The organism is Pedobacter nanyangensis (genome assembly GCF_003313505.1).
Classification (GTDB): domain Bacteria; phylum Bacteroidota; class Bacteroidia; order Sphingobacteriales; family Sphingobacteriaceae; genus Pedobacter; species Pedobacter nanyangensis.
In genome coordinates this window covers 525970-546383 of the sequence record NZ_QMHO01000001.1, presented here as the reverse complement: position 1 = coordinate 546383, position 20414 = coordinate 525970, and the positions used below count along the sequence as shown (strand labels likewise).

Annotated in this window: 18 protein-coding genes; 11 read left to right on the top strand and 7 right to left on the bottom strand. The window is 43.2% G+C overall.

Annotated elements, in window-relative coordinates; translation table 11 throughout:
• Positions 1-83: 83 nt before the first annotated feature.
• Positions 84-410, bottom strand: a complete 327-nt coding sequence (locus tag DUT71_RS02535) for a DMT family transporter (RefSeq protein WP_113660935.1) — start codon at positions 408-410, stop codon at positions 84-86.
• Between the two features lie 116 nt (positions 411-526).
• The gene (locus tag DUT71_RS02530) at positions 527-1099 is read right to left on the bottom strand and encodes a Crp/Fnr family transcriptional regulator (RefSeq protein WP_162795917.1); all 573 of its coding nucleotides are present in this window, start codon (positions 1097-1099) and stop codon (positions 527-529) included.
• A gap of 126 nt (positions 1100-1225) precedes the next feature.
• Here DUT71_RS02530 and DUT71_RS02525 point away from each other — a divergent pair, with 126 nt between their 5' ends.
• Positions 1226-1585 carry a DUF6249 domain-containing protein gene (locus DUT71_RS02525; RefSeq protein WP_113660933.1) on the top strand — a complete coding sequence of 120 codons (360 nt, stop codon included), beginning with the start codon at positions 1226-1228 and terminating at the stop codon, positions 1583-1585.
• A gap of 60 nt (positions 1586-1645) precedes the next feature.
• Here the strand turns inward: DUT71_RS02525 and DUT71_RS02520 are convergent, their stop codons facing one another.
• From DUT71_RS02520 to DUT71_RS02505, 4 genes are all read right to left on the bottom strand, one after another.
• Entirely contained in the window at positions 1646-2695 is a 1050-nt protein-coding gene (locus tag DUT71_RS02520) for a DNA topoisomerase IB (protein WP_113660932.1), read from the bottom strand.
• Positions 2696-2852: 157 nt separating this feature from the next.
• Complete coding sequence (locus tag DUT71_RS02515; RefSeq protein WP_113660931.1) at positions 2853-3281, bottom strand: hotdog fold thioesterase; 429 nt, start codon at positions 3279-3281, stop codon at positions 2853-2855.
• 91 nt (positions 3282-3372) lie between these two features.
• The gene (locus DUT71_RS02510; protein WP_113660930.1) at positions 3373-3876 is read right to left on the bottom strand and encodes a DinB family protein; all 504 of its coding nucleotides are present in this window, start codon (positions 3874-3876) and stop codon (positions 3373-3375) included.
• Positions 3836-5065 (bottom strand): sensor histidine kinase, encoded by a 1230-nt coding sequence (locus DUT71_RS02505; protein WP_113660929.1) that lies wholly within the window; start codon positions 5063-5065, stop codon positions 3836-3838. The genes DUT71_RS02510 and DUT71_RS02505 overlap by 41 nt, the downstream gene beginning before the upstream one ends.
• A gap of 227 nt (positions 5066-5292) precedes the next feature.
• Between DUT71_RS02505 and gltX the strand changes: the two genes are divergently transcribed.
• The 10 genes from gltX to DUT71_RS02455 all read left to right on the top strand — a co-directional run bounded on the left by gltX (position 5293) and on the right by DUT71_RS02455 (position 17689).
• Positions 5293-6804 (top strand): glutamate--tRNA ligase, encoded by a 1512-nt coding sequence (gene gltX, locus DUT71_RS02500; RefSeq protein ID WP_113660928.1) that lies wholly within the window; start codon positions 5293-5295, stop codon positions 6802-6804.
• A 49-nt stretch (positions 6805-6853) separates the two neighbouring features.
• Positions 6854-7060, top strand: a complete 207-nt coding sequence (locus DUT71_RS02495) for a hypothetical protein (RefSeq protein WP_113660927.1) — start codon at positions 6854-6856, stop codon at positions 7058-7060.
• Between the two features lie 68 nt (positions 7061-7128).
• A complete protein-coding gene (ypfJ, locus tag DUT71_RS02490) occupies positions 7129-7959 on the top strand; it encodes a KPN_02809 family neutral zinc metallopeptidase (RefSeq protein ID WP_113660926.1) in 831 nt (276 codons plus the stop codon).
• A 72-nt stretch (positions 7960-8031) separates the two neighbouring features.
• Positions 8032-9156 (top strand): ATP-binding response regulator, encoded by a 1125-nt coding sequence (locus tag DUT71_RS02485; RefSeq protein WP_113660925.1) that lies wholly within the window; start codon positions 8032-8034, stop codon positions 9154-9156.
• A gap of 17 nt (positions 9157-9173) precedes the next feature.
• A complete protein-coding gene (locus DUT71_RS02480) occupies positions 9174-12764 on the top strand; it encodes a response regulator (RefSeq protein ID WP_113660924.1) in 3591 nt (1196 codons plus the stop codon).
• 10 nt (positions 12765-12774) lie between these two features.
• Complete coding sequence (locus DUT71_RS02475) at positions 12775-13149, top strand: response regulator (RefSeq protein ID WP_113660923.1); 375 nt, start codon at positions 12775-12777, stop codon at positions 13147-13149.
• Positions 13149-13976 (top strand): CheR family methyltransferase, encoded by an 828-nt coding sequence (locus DUT71_RS02470; RefSeq protein WP_113660922.1) that lies wholly within the window; start codon positions 13149-13151, stop codon positions 13974-13976. Before DUT71_RS02475 ends, DUT71_RS02470 begins: the two co-directional genes overlap by 1 nt.
• Positions 13973-14539, top strand: a complete 567-nt coding sequence (locus DUT71_RS02465) for a chemotaxis protein CheB (protein WP_113660921.1) — start codon at positions 13973-13975, stop codon at positions 14537-14539. Before DUT71_RS02470 ends, DUT71_RS02465 begins: the two co-directional genes overlap by 4 nt.
• A gap of 3 nt (positions 14540-14542) precedes the next feature.
• Positions 14543-14905, top strand: a complete 363-nt coding sequence (locus DUT71_RS02460) for a response regulator (RefSeq protein WP_113660920.1) — start codon at positions 14543-14545, stop codon at positions 14903-14905.
• 114 nt (positions 14906-15019) lie between these two features.
• Positions 15020-17689 carry a T9SS type A sorting domain-containing protein gene (locus tag DUT71_RS02455; RefSeq protein WP_113660919.1) on the top strand — a complete coding sequence of 890 codons (2670 nt, stop codon included), beginning with the start codon at positions 15020-15022 and terminating at the stop codon, positions 17687-17689.
• Positions 17690-17779: 90 nt separating this feature from the next.
• Here the strand turns inward: DUT71_RS02455 and DUT71_RS02450 are convergent, their stop codons facing one another.
• Entirely contained in the window at positions 17780-20221 is a 2442-nt protein-coding gene (locus DUT71_RS02450; protein WP_113660918.1) for a TonB-dependent receptor domain-containing protein, read from the bottom strand.
• Between the last annotated feature and the right edge of the window lie 193 nt (positions 20222-20414).

Here is a 20414-nt window from a genome sequence, read left to right as displayed (position 1 = left end):
ACAGCAAATTACGTTTTTTTGGGCAATTGTTTGGGATCGGCAACTGGCTAACTGTTTCGTGCGTCGCTATGCCATTAACGATCTTAATGAGAAACTGCTTTCAGCCCAATGATAGAGCCAATGAGGGTAACGATAAAAAACAAGCGCCAGAAACTAGCGGGGTCTTTAAAAACCAAAATGCCCATAAGCACCGTTCCCACTGCTCCAATACCAGTCCAAACGGCATACGCCGTTCCAATAGGAAGGGTTTGTGTCGCTTTGATTAATAACAACATACTAATGGTTAACGAAACCAAAAAGCCTACAAACCACCAGGCGGCTTCTGAGCCGCTGGTTTCCTTCACCTTGCCCAGGCAAGAGGCAAATGCCACTTCAAAAAGTCCAGCAATAATTAATATGATCCAATTCATGTGTTCTTAATTTGCTGCAAAAATCGGTAGTACAGCATTACCTTTTTTTAACAAATGATAAAAAAGCACCTAGAGCCAAAGAAATATTTTAGGGATGTGGCCTCTCCACGTACTTATCACGACCCTTTTGCGGCGGCCCTAATTCTACTCAACGACACCTGTGTAATACCCAGATAGGAAGCAATGTATCCCAATTGCACGCGCTGCAAAATTGTTGGCGTATATCGCATGAGATTTTGATAGCGCTCGGTAGCGGTTTTAAACTGTAGTTCCATAAAACGCTGTTCCGTTTTAATCAGTTCGTACTCGGCCAGCTTACGGCCCCAATTGGCCATGTGGATATACTGACTGTAAAGCTGCTGCAATTGCTTACCGGAAATGCGGTACAGTACACTTTCCTCTAGCACTTCAATGCTTTCATAACCGGGTTCGTTTCTAAAAAAACTCAGGAAAGACAGCATCACATCACCATCCGCTCCAAACCAAATGGTCGCCTCACCCCTTTCGGTTTGTTTGTAAGCCCTGGCAATACCCCTTTCTATAAAATATACGTAACGTTCGGTTTTCCCGGCACTGATTACCGTGGCCCCCTTGCGTACTTCAATTCGCTCAAGGCGAGCCATGAACAGCTCCTTCTCTAGGGGAGGGAGGAGAGAAATTTCATCTATTTTATTTGAAACTATAGTCAACGGTAAGGTTTTACCACACAATTTAATTTTTTTCTGCGAATAGTGTAACCTATTTTTTTTAACTGTTGTCATAACTCACAGAACACGGTTCACAACAATTGAAATGTTTAACAAAAAATTATAACCATGAGTGGAGAATTAGTAGCCATCACGATGTTTGTTGGCGCATTTGCATTAGTTTTTGGTATCAGGTATTTTTTAAATAAAGAAAAGATGGCCTTGATAGAAAGAGGATTTGATCCTGGGGCCCGAAAATCAACTCCAAAACCGTTTTTAAGCCTAAAGTTTGGTTTGCTGATGGTTGGTGTAGGTTTGGGGCTATTGGTAGCGCTGTTTACCGTTAGAGGGGTATTTGGTTCGGAAATGACCAATGGCGAAGAAGGCCAGGCAGTAGCTGTTTATTTTGGGAGCATCTTTATTTTTGGCGGATTGGGCTTAATAACCTCTTACGTTATTGAAAAAAAGTGGCTTGATAACCAGCCATAATCATCTGGATGTGATTGAACAAAAAACTTACGAATCTTCGTAAGTTTTTTTGTTTTAGGACTATTTCTGCTTACGTTTAACCGCTTTCAAAAACCGAATAAGCACTGCCTCATCATTTTTTAAGGCTTTTTTTTCGTCATGTTCATTTAGCGCAATGCTCTTCAGGTAGCGCTGCAAATCTCCCGCTTCAAAAGCTTGCAGTAAAATAGGATAAACATAAGCACTTTTGCAAACAGCCCTGGTGTTACCGAGTTTTGCAGCTACACAATCTAAGGCCGTAACCACTAGCTTCTTTGCAGAAACTTCGGGGTTTTCACTGGTACAAATGGCCAATTGCCGCATAGCCTCCAAGGTACCGCCCCAGGTCCTAAAATCTTTTGCGGTGAAATCATCTGCCGTGATTTCCCTGATATATTGGTTGATCATTCCCGAATCCACCGCCTTACGTTGACGATCTTTTGTATAAAACTGAAATAGATCTTGCCCAGGAATATCCTTACATCGTTTTACGAGTTTAACCAGCCGCTTATCCGTTAAGCGTATTTCTTGTTTAACTCCTTTTTTTCCAACAAACGACAGGAATGTTGCTCCGGCTTTATGCTTTACATGCTTATCTTTCAATGTGCTTAAACCATAACTATTGTAGTTTTTCTGGTAAGCTACTGTGCCTATTCTAATTAAGGTGTCTTGCAAAACCGCAACACAAATGGCCAGCACTTTCCTTTCGTCTAGGTTTTTCCTGCGAAGATCTTTTTCTAAAAGCTTCCTAGCCCTTGGCAATGCTTTCCCAAACTCCAGTAATCGGAAATATTTATGATCAGCCCGGCGGTTAACCCACTCTGGGTGATAACGGTACTGCTTTCTTCCGGCAATGTCAATGCCTACGGCTTGCAGGTATCCATTCTTTTTGGGTGAAATCCAAACATCCGTCCATGCTGGCGGCAGTACCAGTTTTTGAATGCGTGCTAAAACGGCGTCATCAGTTACTTTATTCCCATGGTCATCTTCGTAACTAAATTTACCGGGCTTCCCTTTCCGATATAGGCCTCCTTTTTCGGGGCTTACAAAAACCAACTGGCTGTTGTTGATCACCTCAGCAGTACTTACCATATTTCTTTTTTATGGCACAACAAAAAGGAGAAGGAAATAGTTTGACCAGTTTCAGCCCTTTTGATTTTGCCGTCTTAAGGCATAAGGCAACTCAAAACCTCGTCGGACTGTTGGCCCGGCCCAAACCTGGCCGCCAAGGCAACCCATAATTTTTCAACTAAACTTGTGGCTTGGGCAAAATGGCCACAGTTAAACGGCTCACACAGTTCATTTTCCCTTTATCGGTATAAAGTTTTATTTCCCACAGATGTGTTTTCCCGCCAATGTGCAAGGGCTTGCAAATACCTTTTACAAATCCGCTACTCACCGGCCTAATGTGATTGGCATTTACCTCCAAGCCCACTGCGATCTGTTTGTCCGGGTTGATACACATATAAGAAGCGATGCTTCCCAAAGTTTCGGCCAGTACCACCGATGCGCCTCCGTGTAAAATTCCGGCAGGCTGATGGGTGCGCTCATCAACTGGCATGGTAGCGGCAAGATAATCTTCGCCAACTTCGGTAAATTCTATGCCCAACAATGCGCCAATGTGGTTTTTAGGCCGGCTGTTCAACATTTCGGGAGTAAATTCCTTAAACCAAATCATGTATTTAAGTTAAAAATCCAAAATAAAAAGTCAAAAAGTTGTGCTGCCACGCATACCTTTTAACCTTACACCTTTAATACTAACTGAACCCTTACAAGTATCTTTCTACAATAACGTTCTGATGGTGCATCACGTGCCCTGCTAAAATGAAAACCAAGGCCCTTACCGAAATTTCATTGGCGTTAGCAGTGCCACGCCTATTCAATTCATCCTCGTTAAGAGAGTTGAGCAAAAACATGGTCGATTTTCTTAAAGCCACAAACTCTTCACACAAGCTTTGCAAACTACGATCTTTAAAGTGTGCGTTTTTTACATATTCATCTTCATCAAAGCCCGGGATTGCTGCTTTTTCGCCCCTCGCAAAGCAGGTTAAACGGAAAACCATAATCCGCTCCGTATCTATGATATGGCCAAACATTTCCTTAATGGTCCATTTACCTGGAGCATAAGCGTAATCCGCCTTATCAGCATGGCTGTTCACAAAATCAGCAAAAGCTTCGGCCTGCGTTTCTAATACGCTCAAAACATTGCCTTCAACCAGGTTAATGTAGCCTTTATACCACTGTGGGTATTCGTGTATTTGTGGTGGGTTCATAAGTAATACTACTTTTTAAAATAATCCTAAAGGTGGTTCCTTTGCCTAATTCCGAGTCTTTCACGAAAATCTGTCCGCGGTGATAGTTCTCCACAATCCTTTTGGTTAAGGTTAGGCCCAAGCCCCAACCTCTTTTTCTGGTGGTGTAGCCGGGCTGGAAAACCGTGTCAAACTTAGACCGGGGAATTCCCTTTCCCGTATCCGTGATATCAATCAAAACTTCTTCCTTGGCCAGGTTTTCAATAATACTGATGGTGATTGTTCCATCGTTATCTATGGCGTTTACAGCATTTTTAAGTAAGTTTTCAATTACCCAATCAAACAACGGCGCCGATAGCATAGCCCTTACCTGGGTATCTCCGGTAATGATAAAATTGATCTTATCGGAAGCCCGAACTTTGAAATACTGTACAAAGTTGTTGATGATAATATACACAACATGATCTTCCAATATTGGCATAGAGCCGATTTTTGAAAAACGATCCGCAATGATTTCTAACCGCTGAATATCATTTTCCATTTCGGCCACCAATGGATCTTCCTCGGCATCGAACCGGGTTTTAATGAGTTCCACCCAAGCCATCAGCGATGATATTGGCGTCCCCAACTGATGGGCGGTTTCCTTGGCCATCCCTACAAACTCCTGGTCCCGTTCGGCCCTTCTTGCAGCGCTGAAACCAACGTAGGCAGTAATCAGGAAAAGAGCAATTACTCCTAATTGGATGTATGGAAAATACCTCAACTGCGTTAAAATATTTGAATCCTTGTAGTACGCAATCAGTTGTTCTTCATTAATTCCCTTCATTTTAGCAGGCTTATGCTGCTCCTTCATCTTCTGCAGTTGCTTGGCAAAATATACCGTGTCATATTGTTTCGATTTGTTGTCGGGATACAATGTTTTGGTAGTATCCAAACCATCCCACAAATAAATGGAGCCATCTGTTCGGGTAATGATTACGTCCATTTTATTGTTCTTTTTGATGGTTTCAAAAACGTCGGTCAGCTGCTCGTTGTCGTACATTTTCATCCGTTGTTCAGCCACCTTGATCCAAAGCAAAAACTGTGTCCCTTCTTCCCGCTCCATCTTTTGCACAAAAAAATTGGTATAAGCTACCGATGCAATACCAATCACCACGGCAAAAACCAATAAAAACAATTTCCAGCGGAGCTTTTTCTGATATGGATTCATTTCTTAGCCAAAATACAATATCAGAACGGAAAAACCTTAAAACCATTATGCTTTTTCAAAATCCCGATCATTAATCATTTTAAAAGCATAAGCACTTCATCGCCTATGAAAACAACACAAAAACAGATGAAAAACATATCTTTGCAACGTCTTGCTTTTTGCGCAGGGCGCTAAGCAATTGAAACGCTTTAGGCCACACGCAATTACGCCAAACAACTAAACATATCATGAACAGAGAAGTTAGAGTAAGATTTGCACCCAGCCCAACTGGTGGTTTACATCTAGGAGGTGTTAGAACAGCACTGTTTAATTACCTTTTTGCGAAGAAAAACAATGGAACGTTTATTTTAAGGATAGAAGACACCGACCAAACCCGTTTTGTGGAAGGTGCCGAGCAATATATTGTTGATTGCTTGGAATGGTGCGGCATTGCCGCCGACGAAAGCCCACAAAAACCCGGCGCTTTTGGCCCTTATCGCCAAAGCGAGCGCAAACCCAGCTACAGGCAATATGCCGAGCAGCTAATTGCAAGCGGCTATGCCTATTACGCTTTTGATACACCCGAAGAACTGAACGCAAAAAGGGCCCAGGAACCTAATTTCTTATATGGCCAAAAAAGCCGTATGCAAATGCGCAACTCCCTTACCTTAACACAAAATGAAGTAAGCGAATTACTGGCGCAAAACACCCCCCATGTGATCCGTATTAAAATGCCCGTTGATGAGCTGGTAACTTTTACGGACATGATTAGAGGCGTGGTTAGCTTTGATACCAATTTAGTAGACGATAAAGTTTTGCTTAAAGCCGATGGCATGCCAACTTACCATTTAGCGGTAGTTGTTGATGACAGGGCCATGGCAATTTCGCACATTTTCAGGGGCGAGGAATGGCTGCCTTCTGCTCCAATACACTTGTTGCTTTGGAAATATCTTGGCTGGGAAAGTGAAATGCCTGCCTGGGCGCACTTACCTTTAATTCTTAAGCCTGATGGCAACGGCAAACTGAGCAAAAGAGACGGTGACAGGCTGGGCTTTCCAGTGTATGCCATGAACTGGACAGATCCTAAAACCGGTGATTTAACCAAAGGTTTTAAAGAATTGGGCTTTATGCCTGAAGCCTTTGTAAACCTTTTGGCGTTGTTGGGCTGGAATGACGGAACTGACCAAGAAATATTTACGCTAGAAGAATTGAAAGCAGCCTTTTCTGTGGAAAGAATTAGCAGGGCGGGCGCAAAATTCGATTTTGAAAAAGCAAAATGGTTCAATCATGAGTGGATCAAACAATCGGCGGCTAACCGTTTACAGTTAGTTGTTAAAGATATGCTTGCCGAAAATGGCATTGAGGTAACGCATGCCGAAACGCTTGCGCAAGTAATTGAGCTCGTTAAAGACCGGTGTACTTTATTACCTGATTTCGTTACACAAACCTCTTACTTTTTTGCCAGCCCATCAACGTATGATGCCGCAGCAGTAAAACCTAAATGGAACAACGATAAAGCTGCTTTTTTTGAAGAATTCGCAAATACCCTAAATGTTGAGCTAAGCGCTGCAGATTTAGAAACAAACTTTAAAACTTTGGCCGAAACCAAAGGGCTAAAACCCGGCGAAGTAATGTTGCCATTGCGTATCATGTTGGTTGGCGGCAAATTTGGACCAGGCGTTTTTGATATTGTTAAACTTTTGGGCAAAGCGGAAACTTCAGCCAGGATAGCCAGGGGCATTGTCGAATTTAACATTTGAGCCCATTGATATTTTTGCTATATTTAGTAAACTTCAAACCTTATTAAATATGAAAAAGGAATTGTTGACCATAAAGGAGATGAAACAGGCATTAGCGGCAACGGAACGGACCAAGCGCCCTTCTGCAAATGCAGTCGATTGCTGTACAAACCCAAATGGCCAAGGTGATACGCCCCTCTCATATATTTCTATGGAATATATGGCCAAGCATCACTATCCTACAAAACACGAAAGACAAATGGCTTGTCTACAATAATGATTTTTAATTTCACCCATCCTGTTCCCTAATCAAGAACAGGATTTTTATTACCAATACTTTTTAATATGCAGTGGAAAGGAAGACGAGAAAGTCAAAACGTAGATGACCGACGAGGAAAAGGCGGACTGGCCATTGGAGGAGGCCTTGGAATCATCATCGTGGTACTCGGTTTATTATTTGGAAAAGATTTTACAGGCCTGCTAAGCCAGCTTCCTGTTGAAAACCAAACAACACCACAAACGGAAATAAACGACGATCAAACCCGGTTTATTAAAGTGGTATTTGCTGACACCGAGGACGTGTGGACTAAAGAATTTGAAAAAATGGGCCTAACCTATCAAAAACCCATCTTAACCATATTTGAAGGAAATGTCTCCACGGCTTGCGGCGGAGCAAGTTCGGCCGTAGGGCCATTTTATTGTCCGGCAGACAATAGAGTTTATATTGACTTTTCTTTCTTTGACGAACTCAAAAATCGTTTCGGTGCCGCCGGCGATTTTGCACAAGCCTATGTAATTGCCCATGAAGTTGGCCACCACGTACAAAACTTACTGGGCACTTCGGAAAAAGTACAGCGGATGCGAAACCGCCTGAGCCAAACCGAATACAATAAGCTTTCGGTAATGCTGGAGCTACAGGCTGATTTTTATGCAGGGTTATGGGCGCACCATGCCCAAAACCTCAAAGATTTCAAGCTAGATCCCGGGGACATTGAAGAAGCGCTGACGGCAGCCAATGCCATAGGCGACGACAAGCTCCAAAAACAGGCCACAGGTGAAGTTGTGCCCGATTCCTTTACCCACGGTACCTCCGCGCAACGAATGTACTGGTTCAAAAAAGGATTCGATACAGGAGATATGCGTCAAGGCGATACGTTTAAAGCGACCGATCTTTAAAGGGAACAAGACTTTTACAACAGGAAGTTGTTGCAGAAAGTCATATCCGTTCATTTTTTACTACATTTGAAAATGATCTTACTTGTTGACGATACTCCAGAGAACCTCATCTCTTTGAAAAACGTTCTCGAAAAACATGGTTTTGAAGTAGATACCGCCAACTCGGGTGAAGAAGCACTTAAAAAAGTGCTTAAAAACTCCTATGTACTTATTATCTTGGACGTACAAATGCCAGAAATGGATGGATTTGAGGTGGCCGAAGTTATTTCTGGATACAGCAAGGCCAAAGAAACCGCCATTATTTTCCTTTCCGCGGCAAACACCGAGTTTCGCTTCATCGCCAAAGGCTATTCTTCCGGCGGCTTAGATTACATCACCAAGCCGGTCGACATCAATATCCTCCTGCTTAAAATCAAAACCTTTTATCGCATTTACGAGCAAAACCGCAAGTTGGGCGAAGTACAAAAAGCACTTTTGGAAGAGATTGAATTTAGGAAAGAAGCCGAGCTTAAAAAAGATGAGTTCATCAGCATTGCCAGCCATGAACTTAAAACACCGCTAACCAGTGTAAAAGGCTATATCCAACTGCTAGAAAGGGGCTTAGCCAAGGGCGATATCGACTTGGTGAAAAGCCATTTATCCAAAGCCCAAATACAATTGGAAAAATTAAACGGGCTAATTGCCGACCTGCTCGATATCTCAAAAATCGAAAGCGGCAAACTCAAGTTCAACAAGCAATACTTTGACATGGACACCTTGCTGGACAATATCGTTGAAGTGATGCACCAATCAGCCCCCGACTTTAAAATTACCAAAAAAGGCCAAGTTAAGGTTAAGGTTTTTGGCGATGAAATGCGTATCGAGCAGGTCATCGTCAACTTTTTAACCAACGCCATCAAATACTCGCCCGGCACCAACGAAGTATTGCTAAATGTACGCCTACAAAACAATGAGCTATACATTGGTGTTAAGGATTTTGGCATTGGCATGCAGCCGGAACAATTAAAAAGAGTTTTTGAAAAGTTTTATCGTGTAGAAGAAACCTCTCACCGTTTCCAAGGGCTAGGCATAGGCCTGTATATTTCCTCGGAAATCATCAAGCGTCACGGCGGCCAAATTAACGTAAATTCTGTTTACGGCGAAGGCTCCGAATTTTATTTTACCATTCCTATTGACCAGTTAATGACCGACGTTTAACGTTTAATTTATTGTAGATGAAACTATCCCTAAAAACTAACCTGCGCATTGGTTTAGGAATATCGCTGATATTGTTGATCATCAGTTCCACCGCATCTTATATCAGTATCCAAAACTTGATCAAAAGTGCCGACCTGGTCGTTGAAAGCAACACCATCATCAACGATGTAGACAATATCGTTTCGGCGTTGAAAGATGCCGAAACCGGACAAAGAGGCTTTTTGCTTACTGGAAACACAAGTTTCTTAGAGCCCTACAACAACAGCGAAAGAAGGACAGACTCACTTTTTTCGAAGGTAACTGCGGCCACCAAGGACAATGCCTACGAACAACAAAAACTCAAAGAGCTAAGGGAGGTGATTGAAAAAAGGATGGCAATCTTGATAAGCACCATTCAAACCAAACGAAATAAAGGAACAGTTCTTGAAGCCGCCCTCTTACAAGGCAAAGTTTATATGGACAATGCCCGAAGAATTATCCGGGAAATTAAGGTTGAAGAAAAAAACTCTTTAACCGCAAAAACTAAAGAAATGAATGCCCTGGCGGGATTTTCTCCTATCCTGATCGTAATTGCGGCCATACTTTCCATTCTTAGCACTGTTTTCTTCTATCAAAAAGTAAGTTCCGAATTTAACGAACGTGTAGCCCTTTTCCAGCAGCTACAGCACATTAACGAAGATACCGCCAAACGTATAGATACCATCAAGAGCATTGCCCATCAAATATCCAGCGGCAACTACAAGGTTAGGCTTCACGAAACTTCCAAAGATGGGCTTGGCGTGCTGTCTACCTCCCTTAATAGTATGGCCGAGTCACTCCAATTCTCTTTTACACAGCTAGAAGACAGGGACTGGATGCAAACGGGAATTGCCTTGCTGAACGACAAAATGGTAGGCGACAAAGAAGTCCATTTACTTACCAAAGATATTTTGGAAGCGGTAGTTGCGCATACCAAAAGTTTTGTGGGCGCCTTTTATCTTTTGGAAGAAGACCAGGAGCTACATCTCGTTAATGGGTATGCTTTAAATTCGCAACTGCAACGGAAAAAAATCGCCATTGGCGAGGGCTTGGTTGGACAGGCTTTCCAGTCTGAAAAATTAATCCTCCTCGAAAAAGTACCCAATCAGGAGGCCACCATCAGCTATGCCACAGGCGAAACCAAACCTACCTGCGTAGTTGCTTTCCCAATCATCAGAAACGGATTAGCCATGGGGGTGATTGAACTGGCCACCGTTAATGCCTATCCGCAGCGGAAGTTGGATTTTATGAACAGCATTTCGTTAAACATTGGCATTGCCATTAATGCAGCCCAGAGCAAAAAGAAACTACAGGATTTCTTGGAAGAAACCCAATCGCAAGCCGAAGAACTGCAAGCCCAACATAGCGAGCTGGAGGCCTTAAACTCAGAACTGGAAGCGCAAACCCAAAAAATACAAGCTTCAGAAGAAGAATTGAGGGTACAACAGGAAGAGCTCCTACAGAGCAACCAAGAGCTTGAAGAAAGGAGCAGCTTACTGGAAGAACGCAACCAGTTGATTTTGGAAAGAAACCTGGAAATCAAGCAAAAAGCCGAGCAGCTGGAACAAAGCACGCGTTACAAATCTGAGTTTTTGGCCAACATGTCGCATGAACTCCGCACGCCTTTAAACTCCATTTTGCTGTTGTCTAAACTAATGGCAGAAAGCGAACAGCTGGAAAAAGAATACACAGAATATGCGGCCGTAATCCAAAGCTCTGGCCAAGGCTTGTTAAGCTTGATTGACGAGATTTTGGACCTTTCGAAGATAGAGGCCGGCAAAATGGAGCTGGAGATTAATGAAGTTAGGGTTGACGAAGTTACGGCCGATATCAGGTCGCTATTTATGCCAATTGCCAAAGACAAGCGCCTGGATTTGGTTATTGGAGTTTCTGATGACGTTCCGAGCACGTTTACTACAGATCGGATGCGTTTATCCCAAATTTTAAAGAATCTTTTGTCCAATGCCTTCAAATTTACTTCAAAAGGAAAAGTAAGCTTTTCCATTGGATATCTTAGCAAGGAGCAGGCCCTTACCTTTGCGGTTACCGACACCGGCATTGGCATTCCAAAAGCCAAACAAGGGCTTGTGTTTGAGGCTTTCCAGCAAGCAGATGGATCCACGCGCCGCAAGTTTGGCGGTACTGGTTTAGGCCTGTCCATCAGTAAACAACTGGCCCATTTGTTGGGCGGTAACATTAAGCTGGAAAGCAAGGAGCATGAAGGCAGTACCTTTACCCTGATTATTCCAGCGCACTTTAGCGAAAGAGCAGGCGCCCTGTTTGCCGATTTACAGGAAGAAGAAAAAGCGGCAGAGGAAAAAGTTGAGCAACAACGGGAAGAAGAGCGGTTTGTAGTTGCCAAAATACCCGAAGAGGTAGAAGACGATAGGCACACCCTAGGCCCGCAGGACAAAGTAATCCTTATTATAGAAGATGATACTTTTTTCGCCAAAACATTACTGGATTTCACCAGAAAGCGCAACTATAAGGGGTTAGTTGCGGTACGCGGCGATGTGGGCATAGAAATGGCACAAAAATACAAACCTTTGGCCATTTTGCTTGATATCCAACTTCCTGTTAAAGATGGTTGGCAAGTGATGGACGAGCTCAAGTCTAACCCCGTAACCCGGCCAATTCCGGTGCACATCATGTCTTCGCTTTCGGCAAAAAGACAAAGCTTGCAAAAAGGCGCCGTAGACTTTATCAATAAGCCTTTTGCCCTGGAGCACATGAAACAGATTTTTGAAAAACTGGAGCTTGCACTTAGCAAAAACCCCAAAAAAGTCCTTATTGTTGAAGAAAATCAGCAACATGCCCTAGCGCTGAGCCAGTTCCTAAGTTCGGCCAGCTTGCAAACCATTGTGGCCTCAAACATCAGCGACAGTATTGAGGCCCTGCACCAAAAAGAAGTGGACTGTGTGATTTTAGACATGGGCATCCCCGACAAAAATGCTTACGAAACGTTGGAAACCATCAAAAAGAGCGAAGGACTGGAAAACCTGCCCATCATCATCTTTACGGGTAAAAATCTGTCAAAAGGCGAAGAGAACAGGATTAAGCAGTATGCAGATTCCATTGTGGTAAAAACCGCCCACTCTTACCAACGAATTTTAGACGAAGCAGCACTGTTTCTTCATTTAGTGGAAGAAAAAGGGCATAAAAATAAAGAAGTTAAAAGCGAAACACTGCAAAACGTTAGCGATGTGCTCAAAGACAAAGTAGTCCTTATTGCCGATGATGACGTACGAAACATTTTTTCGTTAACCAAAGCCTTGGAACCGCATAAAATGAAGGTACTTCCGGCAACAGACGGCAGGGAGGCCCTGGCCACCATCAAGGCCAATCCAAAAATTGACGTAGTACTGATGGACATGATGATGCCCGAGCTGGACGGTTACGAAACGACCAAGCAAATTAGGGCAATGGCGGCCTATAAAAACCTTCCAATTTTAGCCGTAACCGCAAAAGCAATGATGGGAGACCGAGAAAAATGTATCGCTGCAGGTGCATCTGATTATATCTCCAAACCCGTGGATATAGATCAGCTGATTTCATTATTGAGGGTTTGGCTTTACGACAAGTCTAATTAAGCACTAATATATGCAGAGCACAGAGAAGAAAATTTTAATTATTGACGATGACAGCAGAAACATTTTTGCACTAAAAGCTGTTTTAACTGCTAAAAAGTATGTTTGCCTAGCCGCCAATAATGCCGAAGAGGGATTAGAGCTAATCAAAAAAGATGGAAATGTGGGCGTGGTATTGCTAGATATGATGATGCCAGACATGGACGGCTACCAGACCCTGGTTAAAATGCGGAAAGATGAACAACTGAAAAACGTTCCGGCAATTGCAGTTACTGCACAGGCCATGCTTGGCGACAGGGAAAGGTGCCTGCAAGCGGGGGCGGCAGGCTATATTTCAAAACCAGTAAATGTTGACGAATTAATTAAACTCATAAACCAACACCTATAGTGCCTCAGTCCGGGATCATATCTGACGAACAAGTGGAAATCCTCATCAATGATGTGCTGGAGCATCATGGCTACGATTTTACGGGCTATTCCAGGGCATCGCTTAAAAGGCGTTTATCCCGATTGTACAGCCTGGACAAGCACGTGAGCTTTGCAGAATTTAGATACAAGACCCTGAATGACGAGGTATATTTCAAGCACTTTGTAGAAGGTGTAACGGTTAACGTAACCGAAATGTTCCGCGACCCGTCCTTTTATCATTTGTTACGGCAAAAAATACTCCCAAATTTAAACACCTACCCTTTCATCAGGATTTGGCTGGCCGGATGTTCCACTGGCGAGGAGGCTTACTCTATCGCAATTCTGCTGAAAGAGCTCAATATGTTGCAAAAATCATTGATCTATGCTACGGATATCAACCCAACAGTGTTGGAAAAAGCATCCAACGGCATGTTTCCGCTTAGCCAAATGAAAAGTTATTCTGAAAACTACATCGCCTCTGGTGGAATTAAGGATTTCTCTTCCTATTACACGGCCAACTACAGTTTGGCCAAATTTGACGAGGACCTGAAGCGAAAAATGATCTTTTCTACACACAATCTGGTTTCCGATAGGTCATTTAACGAATTCCAGTTGGTTTTGTGCCGTAACGTACTTATCTATTTTGATAGGCCGCTGCAGTTTCGCGTGCTACAGCTGTTTGACCAAAGCCTTGAAAATTTGGGCTATTTGGCGCTGGGCAGCAAAGAAACCATTGATTTCTCGCCCATATCATCAAACTATAATAAAGTAGGGCCTGAAAAAATTTGGAGGAAAACTAAAACATGAAAAGGGCCGCTGCATTGGTGATAGGGGGTTCCGCAGGTAGCTTGGACGTACTTTTAAAGATATTGCCCGAGATAAGCCCCAAAATCGATTTCCCGATTATTATTATTGTGCATCGCAAACAGGGCACGGATTCTTTGCTCAGTGACCTTCTTTCTTATCGTACCAAGCTGAAAGTAAAAGAGGCCGACGAAAAAGAGAAAATCAATCAGGGCTATGTGTACATCGCCCCGTCAGACTATCATCTGCTTATCGAAAAAGACCTTACCTTCTCCTTGGATTATTCGGAGAAGATCAATTACTCTAGGCCCTCCATTGACGTTACCTTTCAAACGGCAGCCGATGCTTACGGAAACCAATTGGTTTGCCTATTGCTTTCGGGCTCCAATGCTGATGGCGTGAATGGGCTGATCTCCGCCAAAAAAAATGGCGGGATTACGCTGGTCCAGGACCCCGAGTCGGCACAGGTCACTTACATGCCCGAGCAAGCTATTTTAAGAGCCAACGTTTCTGCCATACTAAAAATCGAAGAAATGGCCAATTATATCAATTCTCTAAATTATTAAAAGATGAGCAAAAAGGTTTTCATTTTTGATGACAACAAAGACATTTTGGAACTTTGCACCCTTATTTTAGAAGGGGCGGGATATGAAACTAAAACCTCATCTACCTCAAACCACATTATTGATCAAATTGCGGGCTACCAGCCTGACGTGATCCTAATGGACAACTGGCTGCCCGATGTGGGCGGCATAGAGGCCACCCAGGAGCTTAAAAGGCATCCTTTGTACAAAGATATTCCGGTGATTTATTTCTCGGCAAATAACGACATCAAAACGCTGGCCGAAACTGCCGGCGCAGAAAGCTATTTGGCCAAGCCCTTTGATATTGACCAATTGGAAGAAATTGTGGTTGCCATGATTGGGAAATAGCCCGAGCATGGCTCACAAACCCATAAAACAATCTTTATTCATATTTCTGGCGGCATTATTCAAACCACTATTGGTTGATTTTAGGGTATTTGCTACTTTTGCCAAAAAAACGCCATGTTCAAATTCCGCCTCAAAAAAGCTCTCTCCAGAACGCTTTCTTCTTTTTATGCAATCTCTGCTTTCACCATCTTCCATTTTCCTGCTACCACCCACGCACAAAATTGGCAGGCAATAGGCCCCAGTGATTTTATTCAGGCAAGCTACGATGAAGCCGCTTATTCCAATCTTGAATTGCCCAACGGTGTTGCCCACCTTATTTTTCAAGACAAGAGCCAAAACAATAAATTAACTGCCCGAAAATTTAACGGCACCGAATGGGAAACGGTAGGTGCGGCAGGTTTCAGTGCAGGTGCGGCCTATCAAGTTGTTACTGCCACTGATCATTCAGGCTCAATCTATGTGGCTTATCAGGATATCGCCAACAACAGCAAAATAACTGTACAAAAATTCAATGGTACTTCATGGGAACCCGTAGGTACACCTGGTTTTTCAGAGGGTATGGCATCCTATATTTCGCTCTGTACTGATGGCACCACCCCCTATGTGGTTTATTGTGATATTTATAATAACAGTAAGGCCACCGTTCAAAAGTTCAATGGCACCTTATGGGAAACGGTAGGTACAGCTGGCTTTTCCCCGGGAGTTGCCTATTTCAATGCCATTGCGGTAAACAGCAGCGGCACGCCTTACATTGTTTATCAAGATGGCGCTAATGGCAACAAAGCCGCCGTTCAAAAGTTTAACGGAACCCATTGGGAAACTGTTGGCAATGTTGGGTTTTCAGGCGGGGCAATGAATTATTCTGACATTGCCTTCTATCAAGATATCCCATATATAGTTTATCAGGATGTTTCCAATGGAAACCAAGCTACGGTACAGCGGCTAAATGGCTCCAGCTGGGAGCCCGTTGGCAATGTTGGGTTTTCAGGAACAAGCGTTACCCAAAATGCCATTGCTGTAGACCACAACGGTACGCCATACGTTACCTACCGAGATGGCAGTAACAAACCTACGGTGCAAAAATTTAATGGAACCAATTGGGAAATTGTTGGACAACAAGCGATTTCTATCGGCACGACCAACTATTTCTCCCTTGCTATATACAATGGGGTTCCCTACATCGCTTATGACGACAACGGCAACTACAACAAAGCCTATGTTAAAAAGTTCAATGGTGTTGGTTGGGAACCGCTTGGGGTCAACGGAATTTCTGCTGGTACGGCAGATTACGTTGCTGTTGAAAGCAATGCCTCTGGTGTTCCCTATGTACTTTACCAAGATCTTGCAAACAATGGAAAAGCCAGCGTACAAAAATTCAACGGAACTGCCTGGGAAAACGTTGGTGCGGCAGGTTTTTCGGCGGGGGTTGCATTTTACAACAGCATTGCTTTTAACGGAAATACGCCACAGGTGGCCTATTGTGATGCCAGTGATTCCTACAAGGGCTTTGTTAAAAGATTTAATGGTACCGTATGGGAAACGGTAGGTAATGCCGCATTTTCTGAAAGCTCTGCCCAGTTTAACGACATGACCGTTCACAACGGGGTCACCTATGTCGCTTATCGGGACGCAAACAACTCAGGCAGGGCAACCGTAAAAAAATTCAACGGTACGTCATGGGAGCTTGTTGGTAATAGTGGTTTTTCGCCAGGTGCCGTAGCTTTTACGGCTATAGCCATTTACAACAACGTGCCCTATGTTGCCTATACCGATATACCAAATAGCCTAAAGATAACCGTACAAAGGTTTAATGGGGTCAATTGGGAAATCGTTGGGTCTCCGCAATTTTCAGCTGGGTCGGCGCTCTACGCTGACCTCGCAATTCACAACGGCACACCATACGTTGCTTATCAAGATGGAAACGCAAACAGTAAAATTACTGTCCAGAAATTTAACGGCACCAATTGGGAAACCTTAGGTTCTGGCGGGTTTTCGCTTGGTGCGGCCAACTATATCAAAATGCTATTTTATGACGGTATGCCATACGTTGGCTACAGTGATGCCGGCGATGAAAATAAGGCTTTCGTTAAGCGGTTTAACCAAAATACTTGGGAGTTGGTAGGATCAGGTCCAGCATCTGCCTCAAGCACCACCTATAGCAGCCTAACAACCACTCAAACCGAACTGCTTATGGCCTACTCATCAAAAGGGATTTTTGTCAAAAAAATTACTTTACCACCAAGTACGCTCCCGCTACAGCTAATTTCATTTAAAGCCAGCAAAACGTTTGATCAATTGGCCTTATTGCAATGGCAAACCGCATCAGAGCAAAACGTAAAAAGCTTTGATATTTACCGCCGTACAGATGAAACTGCCTTTACTAAAATAGGGACTTTAGCGGCCAACACCCAATATGCCAACAATAGCTACACTTTTTATGATAAAGCCCCGTTAAACGGTACCAATTATTATCAGTTAATGTTAGTGAACCAAGATGCAACCACTACAGATTTGGGAACAGCACATTTAACTTTTGGCTTTGGGAGCAATAATATACACGCGTTTCCCAATCCAACTTTACAGCATGTAACCGTTTCATTTATTCCAAGCAGATATGGCTCAATTAACGTATTTGAGCAAAGTGGACGAAAAATCGAGCAGATACCAATTAGCCCAAAAGCAACCAACATCACGATAGATTTATCCGCTTACCCTAAGGGCATCTATTTCATCAGCTTAACCGGGACCGGCGTTATGGAAACAACAAAAATCATCAAGCAATAACATCCGGCTTGCTGTTAGAAACGATTCAAAAATTAAAAGCCTCACGAAGTTTTTTAGTACTTCGTGAGGCTTTTAACAATGGTCAAGATGCTAATTCTTCATCCTGCCTTGCTCCGATTCTGTTCCTGTTGATCTTCTGCGGGCAGGTTTAATTTCATTTTTGCCAAATCTGTAACTAAAGTTAACCCTAAACAACTGTGTTTCGTTCTTTTGATAAAGGTTATAGTTCAACCCTGGATACGCACTGCTCAATCTGGTTCTGTTGGTATCAAAAACATCCGAAACGGCAAACCTGATGCTTCCTTTCTTGTTCAGGATAGCTTTACTGATTCCGAGGTCAACGTAAGCCCTTTCCTCAAGCGCAAGGGTACCATAAGTTAAAGGCGATTCATAGTTGGCATTGATCTCGGCCGTTAAACCATCCATGATGATGAAGTTGTTCTGCATACGAACCTGATAAGAAGTTTGGCCAGTTTTCAGGGCTCTTCCTTCCAGGTCTGGCGTTTCAAAAGCCAGGTGAAAAACATTCAGGTTGTTGTTCATGGTCCACCATTTGCGCACTTTTACCGGAACCGAAAGATTTGCTGAAATGGTCGTGTTTTTGGCAATGTTGGCATTGGTTTGATATAAAGCTTTTTGTTTTTCATCAGGCAAAATCACTTCGGTAATTGCATCGTTTACCACACTATAGCCAAAATTCAAAAAGTATTTTTGCATGAAAGTATAATTCACCTCGTAATTGTTGGTGTACTGTGGATTTAAGAAAGGATTACCCTTGTTGTAGGTATATTGGTCCAGATAGTACATAAATGGGTTTAATGCGTCGTAACTAGGCCTGTCAATCCTGCGTCCGTAGGAAACGCCAACCTGATGGTTTTTAGACAGCGTTTGCTGGATGTAGATGGTAGGGAAAAAATCCCAGTAACTGCGTTTTACAACCTCGTTGGTGGTAATCAAATGACCTTTAGAGTTGGTTTGCTCCATCCGTAGCCCCAATTGAACGCTGGTACTTTTAAATTGCTTGTTCAAATTGGTGTACACGGCGTTCACATTTTCATCGTACACAAACCTGTTGCTACGGCGCACATCATTTTGCCATGCGTTACTTACCCATTCTTCGGCACGCAAATCATTATCTGTTTCTACCCAGCTGCTTTTCGCCCCGGCTTCAAACTTCATGGTTTTATTAATTGGCAAAACATAATCTACCTTAACCGCTTTAATATCAATTACGCTTGGCGTGTTGTTTCTTAAGCGGCCTACAGGCTTTACCAAGGAGCCATCAGGATAACGGTAATCGTTTACCAGTTCGGCATTGTCCTTACCGTGGTATCTCGAATAATCGGCATCGGCGGTGAGCTCTTGCCCCGCAGTGTCTAAAACAGATTTGTAGTTTAAGTTGTAAGAGAAGTTCCGATAGCTTGATTTTTGGGTGTTATTGGCCATCAGGGTCGAGTCAATTTGCGTAAACGATTTCCCGATCAAGGTTCGATTGGCTGATTTTTCATCGCCACTGTTCAAATAGCCATTCACCAAAACACCAATGGTATTGTTCTTATTGAGGAAGAAATCGGCACCAACTTTAAAGTTGTTGTTTTCAAAATCACGGGTATCGTCCCCTTTTTGGGAAAAATAAGTATCGGGGTTGGCCCCAGAACCTTTAGAGACACGGTCGATACTAATAAAATTATCCCTTGCGCCCTTGTTAAAGTTGTAGCTACCAAAAACGTTAACGCCTTTGTTTCGGTAATTAAGGTTCAGCCCGGTATTTCCCCTAAGGTTTTTTCCGTAGGCCATGCCTGCGTTAAAGCTGCCGTTTGCACCGCCGCTACGAGCCTTTTTGGTTTTAATATTGATGATTCCGGAGTTGCCCGATGCATCATATTTGGAGGATGGATTGGTAATTAGCTCAATGGTTTCAATCTCAGAGCTTTGCATGTTGCGCAGCAAATTGGCCACATCAGCCTGGCTCATGTAGGTTTGTTTACCATCCAACATGATCAGTACGCCCTGTTTACCTTGCATCGAAATCCGGTCGTTTTGGTCTACCGTAACCCCTGGCGCTCTTTGCAGCACTTCCAATGCCGATGAGCCTACCGCAGCCGAGCTGGCTTCAACGTTCATCACCAATTTATCTGCCTTACGCTCCAAAAGCGGCTTAACGGCAGTAATGCTTACGGCATTTAACATTTTACTGGAGGCCACCAAAACAATCTCTGGCAAATTCAAGGCTTGCTCCGCAACGGTAAAAGCCTTGCCTTTATAAATTTGGTAGCCCATCATGTTGATTTTAATGTAGTAGCTTCCCGCAGCGATGCTTGGAAAGCTAAATTTTCCATCGGGCGTAGTCATGGCGGTTTTTACCAACGATGAGTCTGAGGACTTGAACAAGCCTACCGTAGCGTAATCTATGGGCTTACGCTGTTCGTCCAAAACCAGGCCACTAACTTCTGCTTGTTTGGCCTTAACAGGCGAAGCATAAAGTGCTGTAGAAGCGAACAAAGTGAAGATCAAAAGGTATAAAGTTTTCATTTGTGTGTTGTTTTATCGTTAAAATTTTGGGCACAAAAAAGCCTGTGCGCTTTTAGCGCATTTTTTTTCTTTTTTAAATTTTTCTGCTTAGTTTTTCAAAAAAGGGAAATCCCTACGGATAGTTTGTAGCATGTAGACGAAAGAGTTTTGCAAAAGGTTACAAGAAATTTTCATTTTTTTGGGCAACTATTCC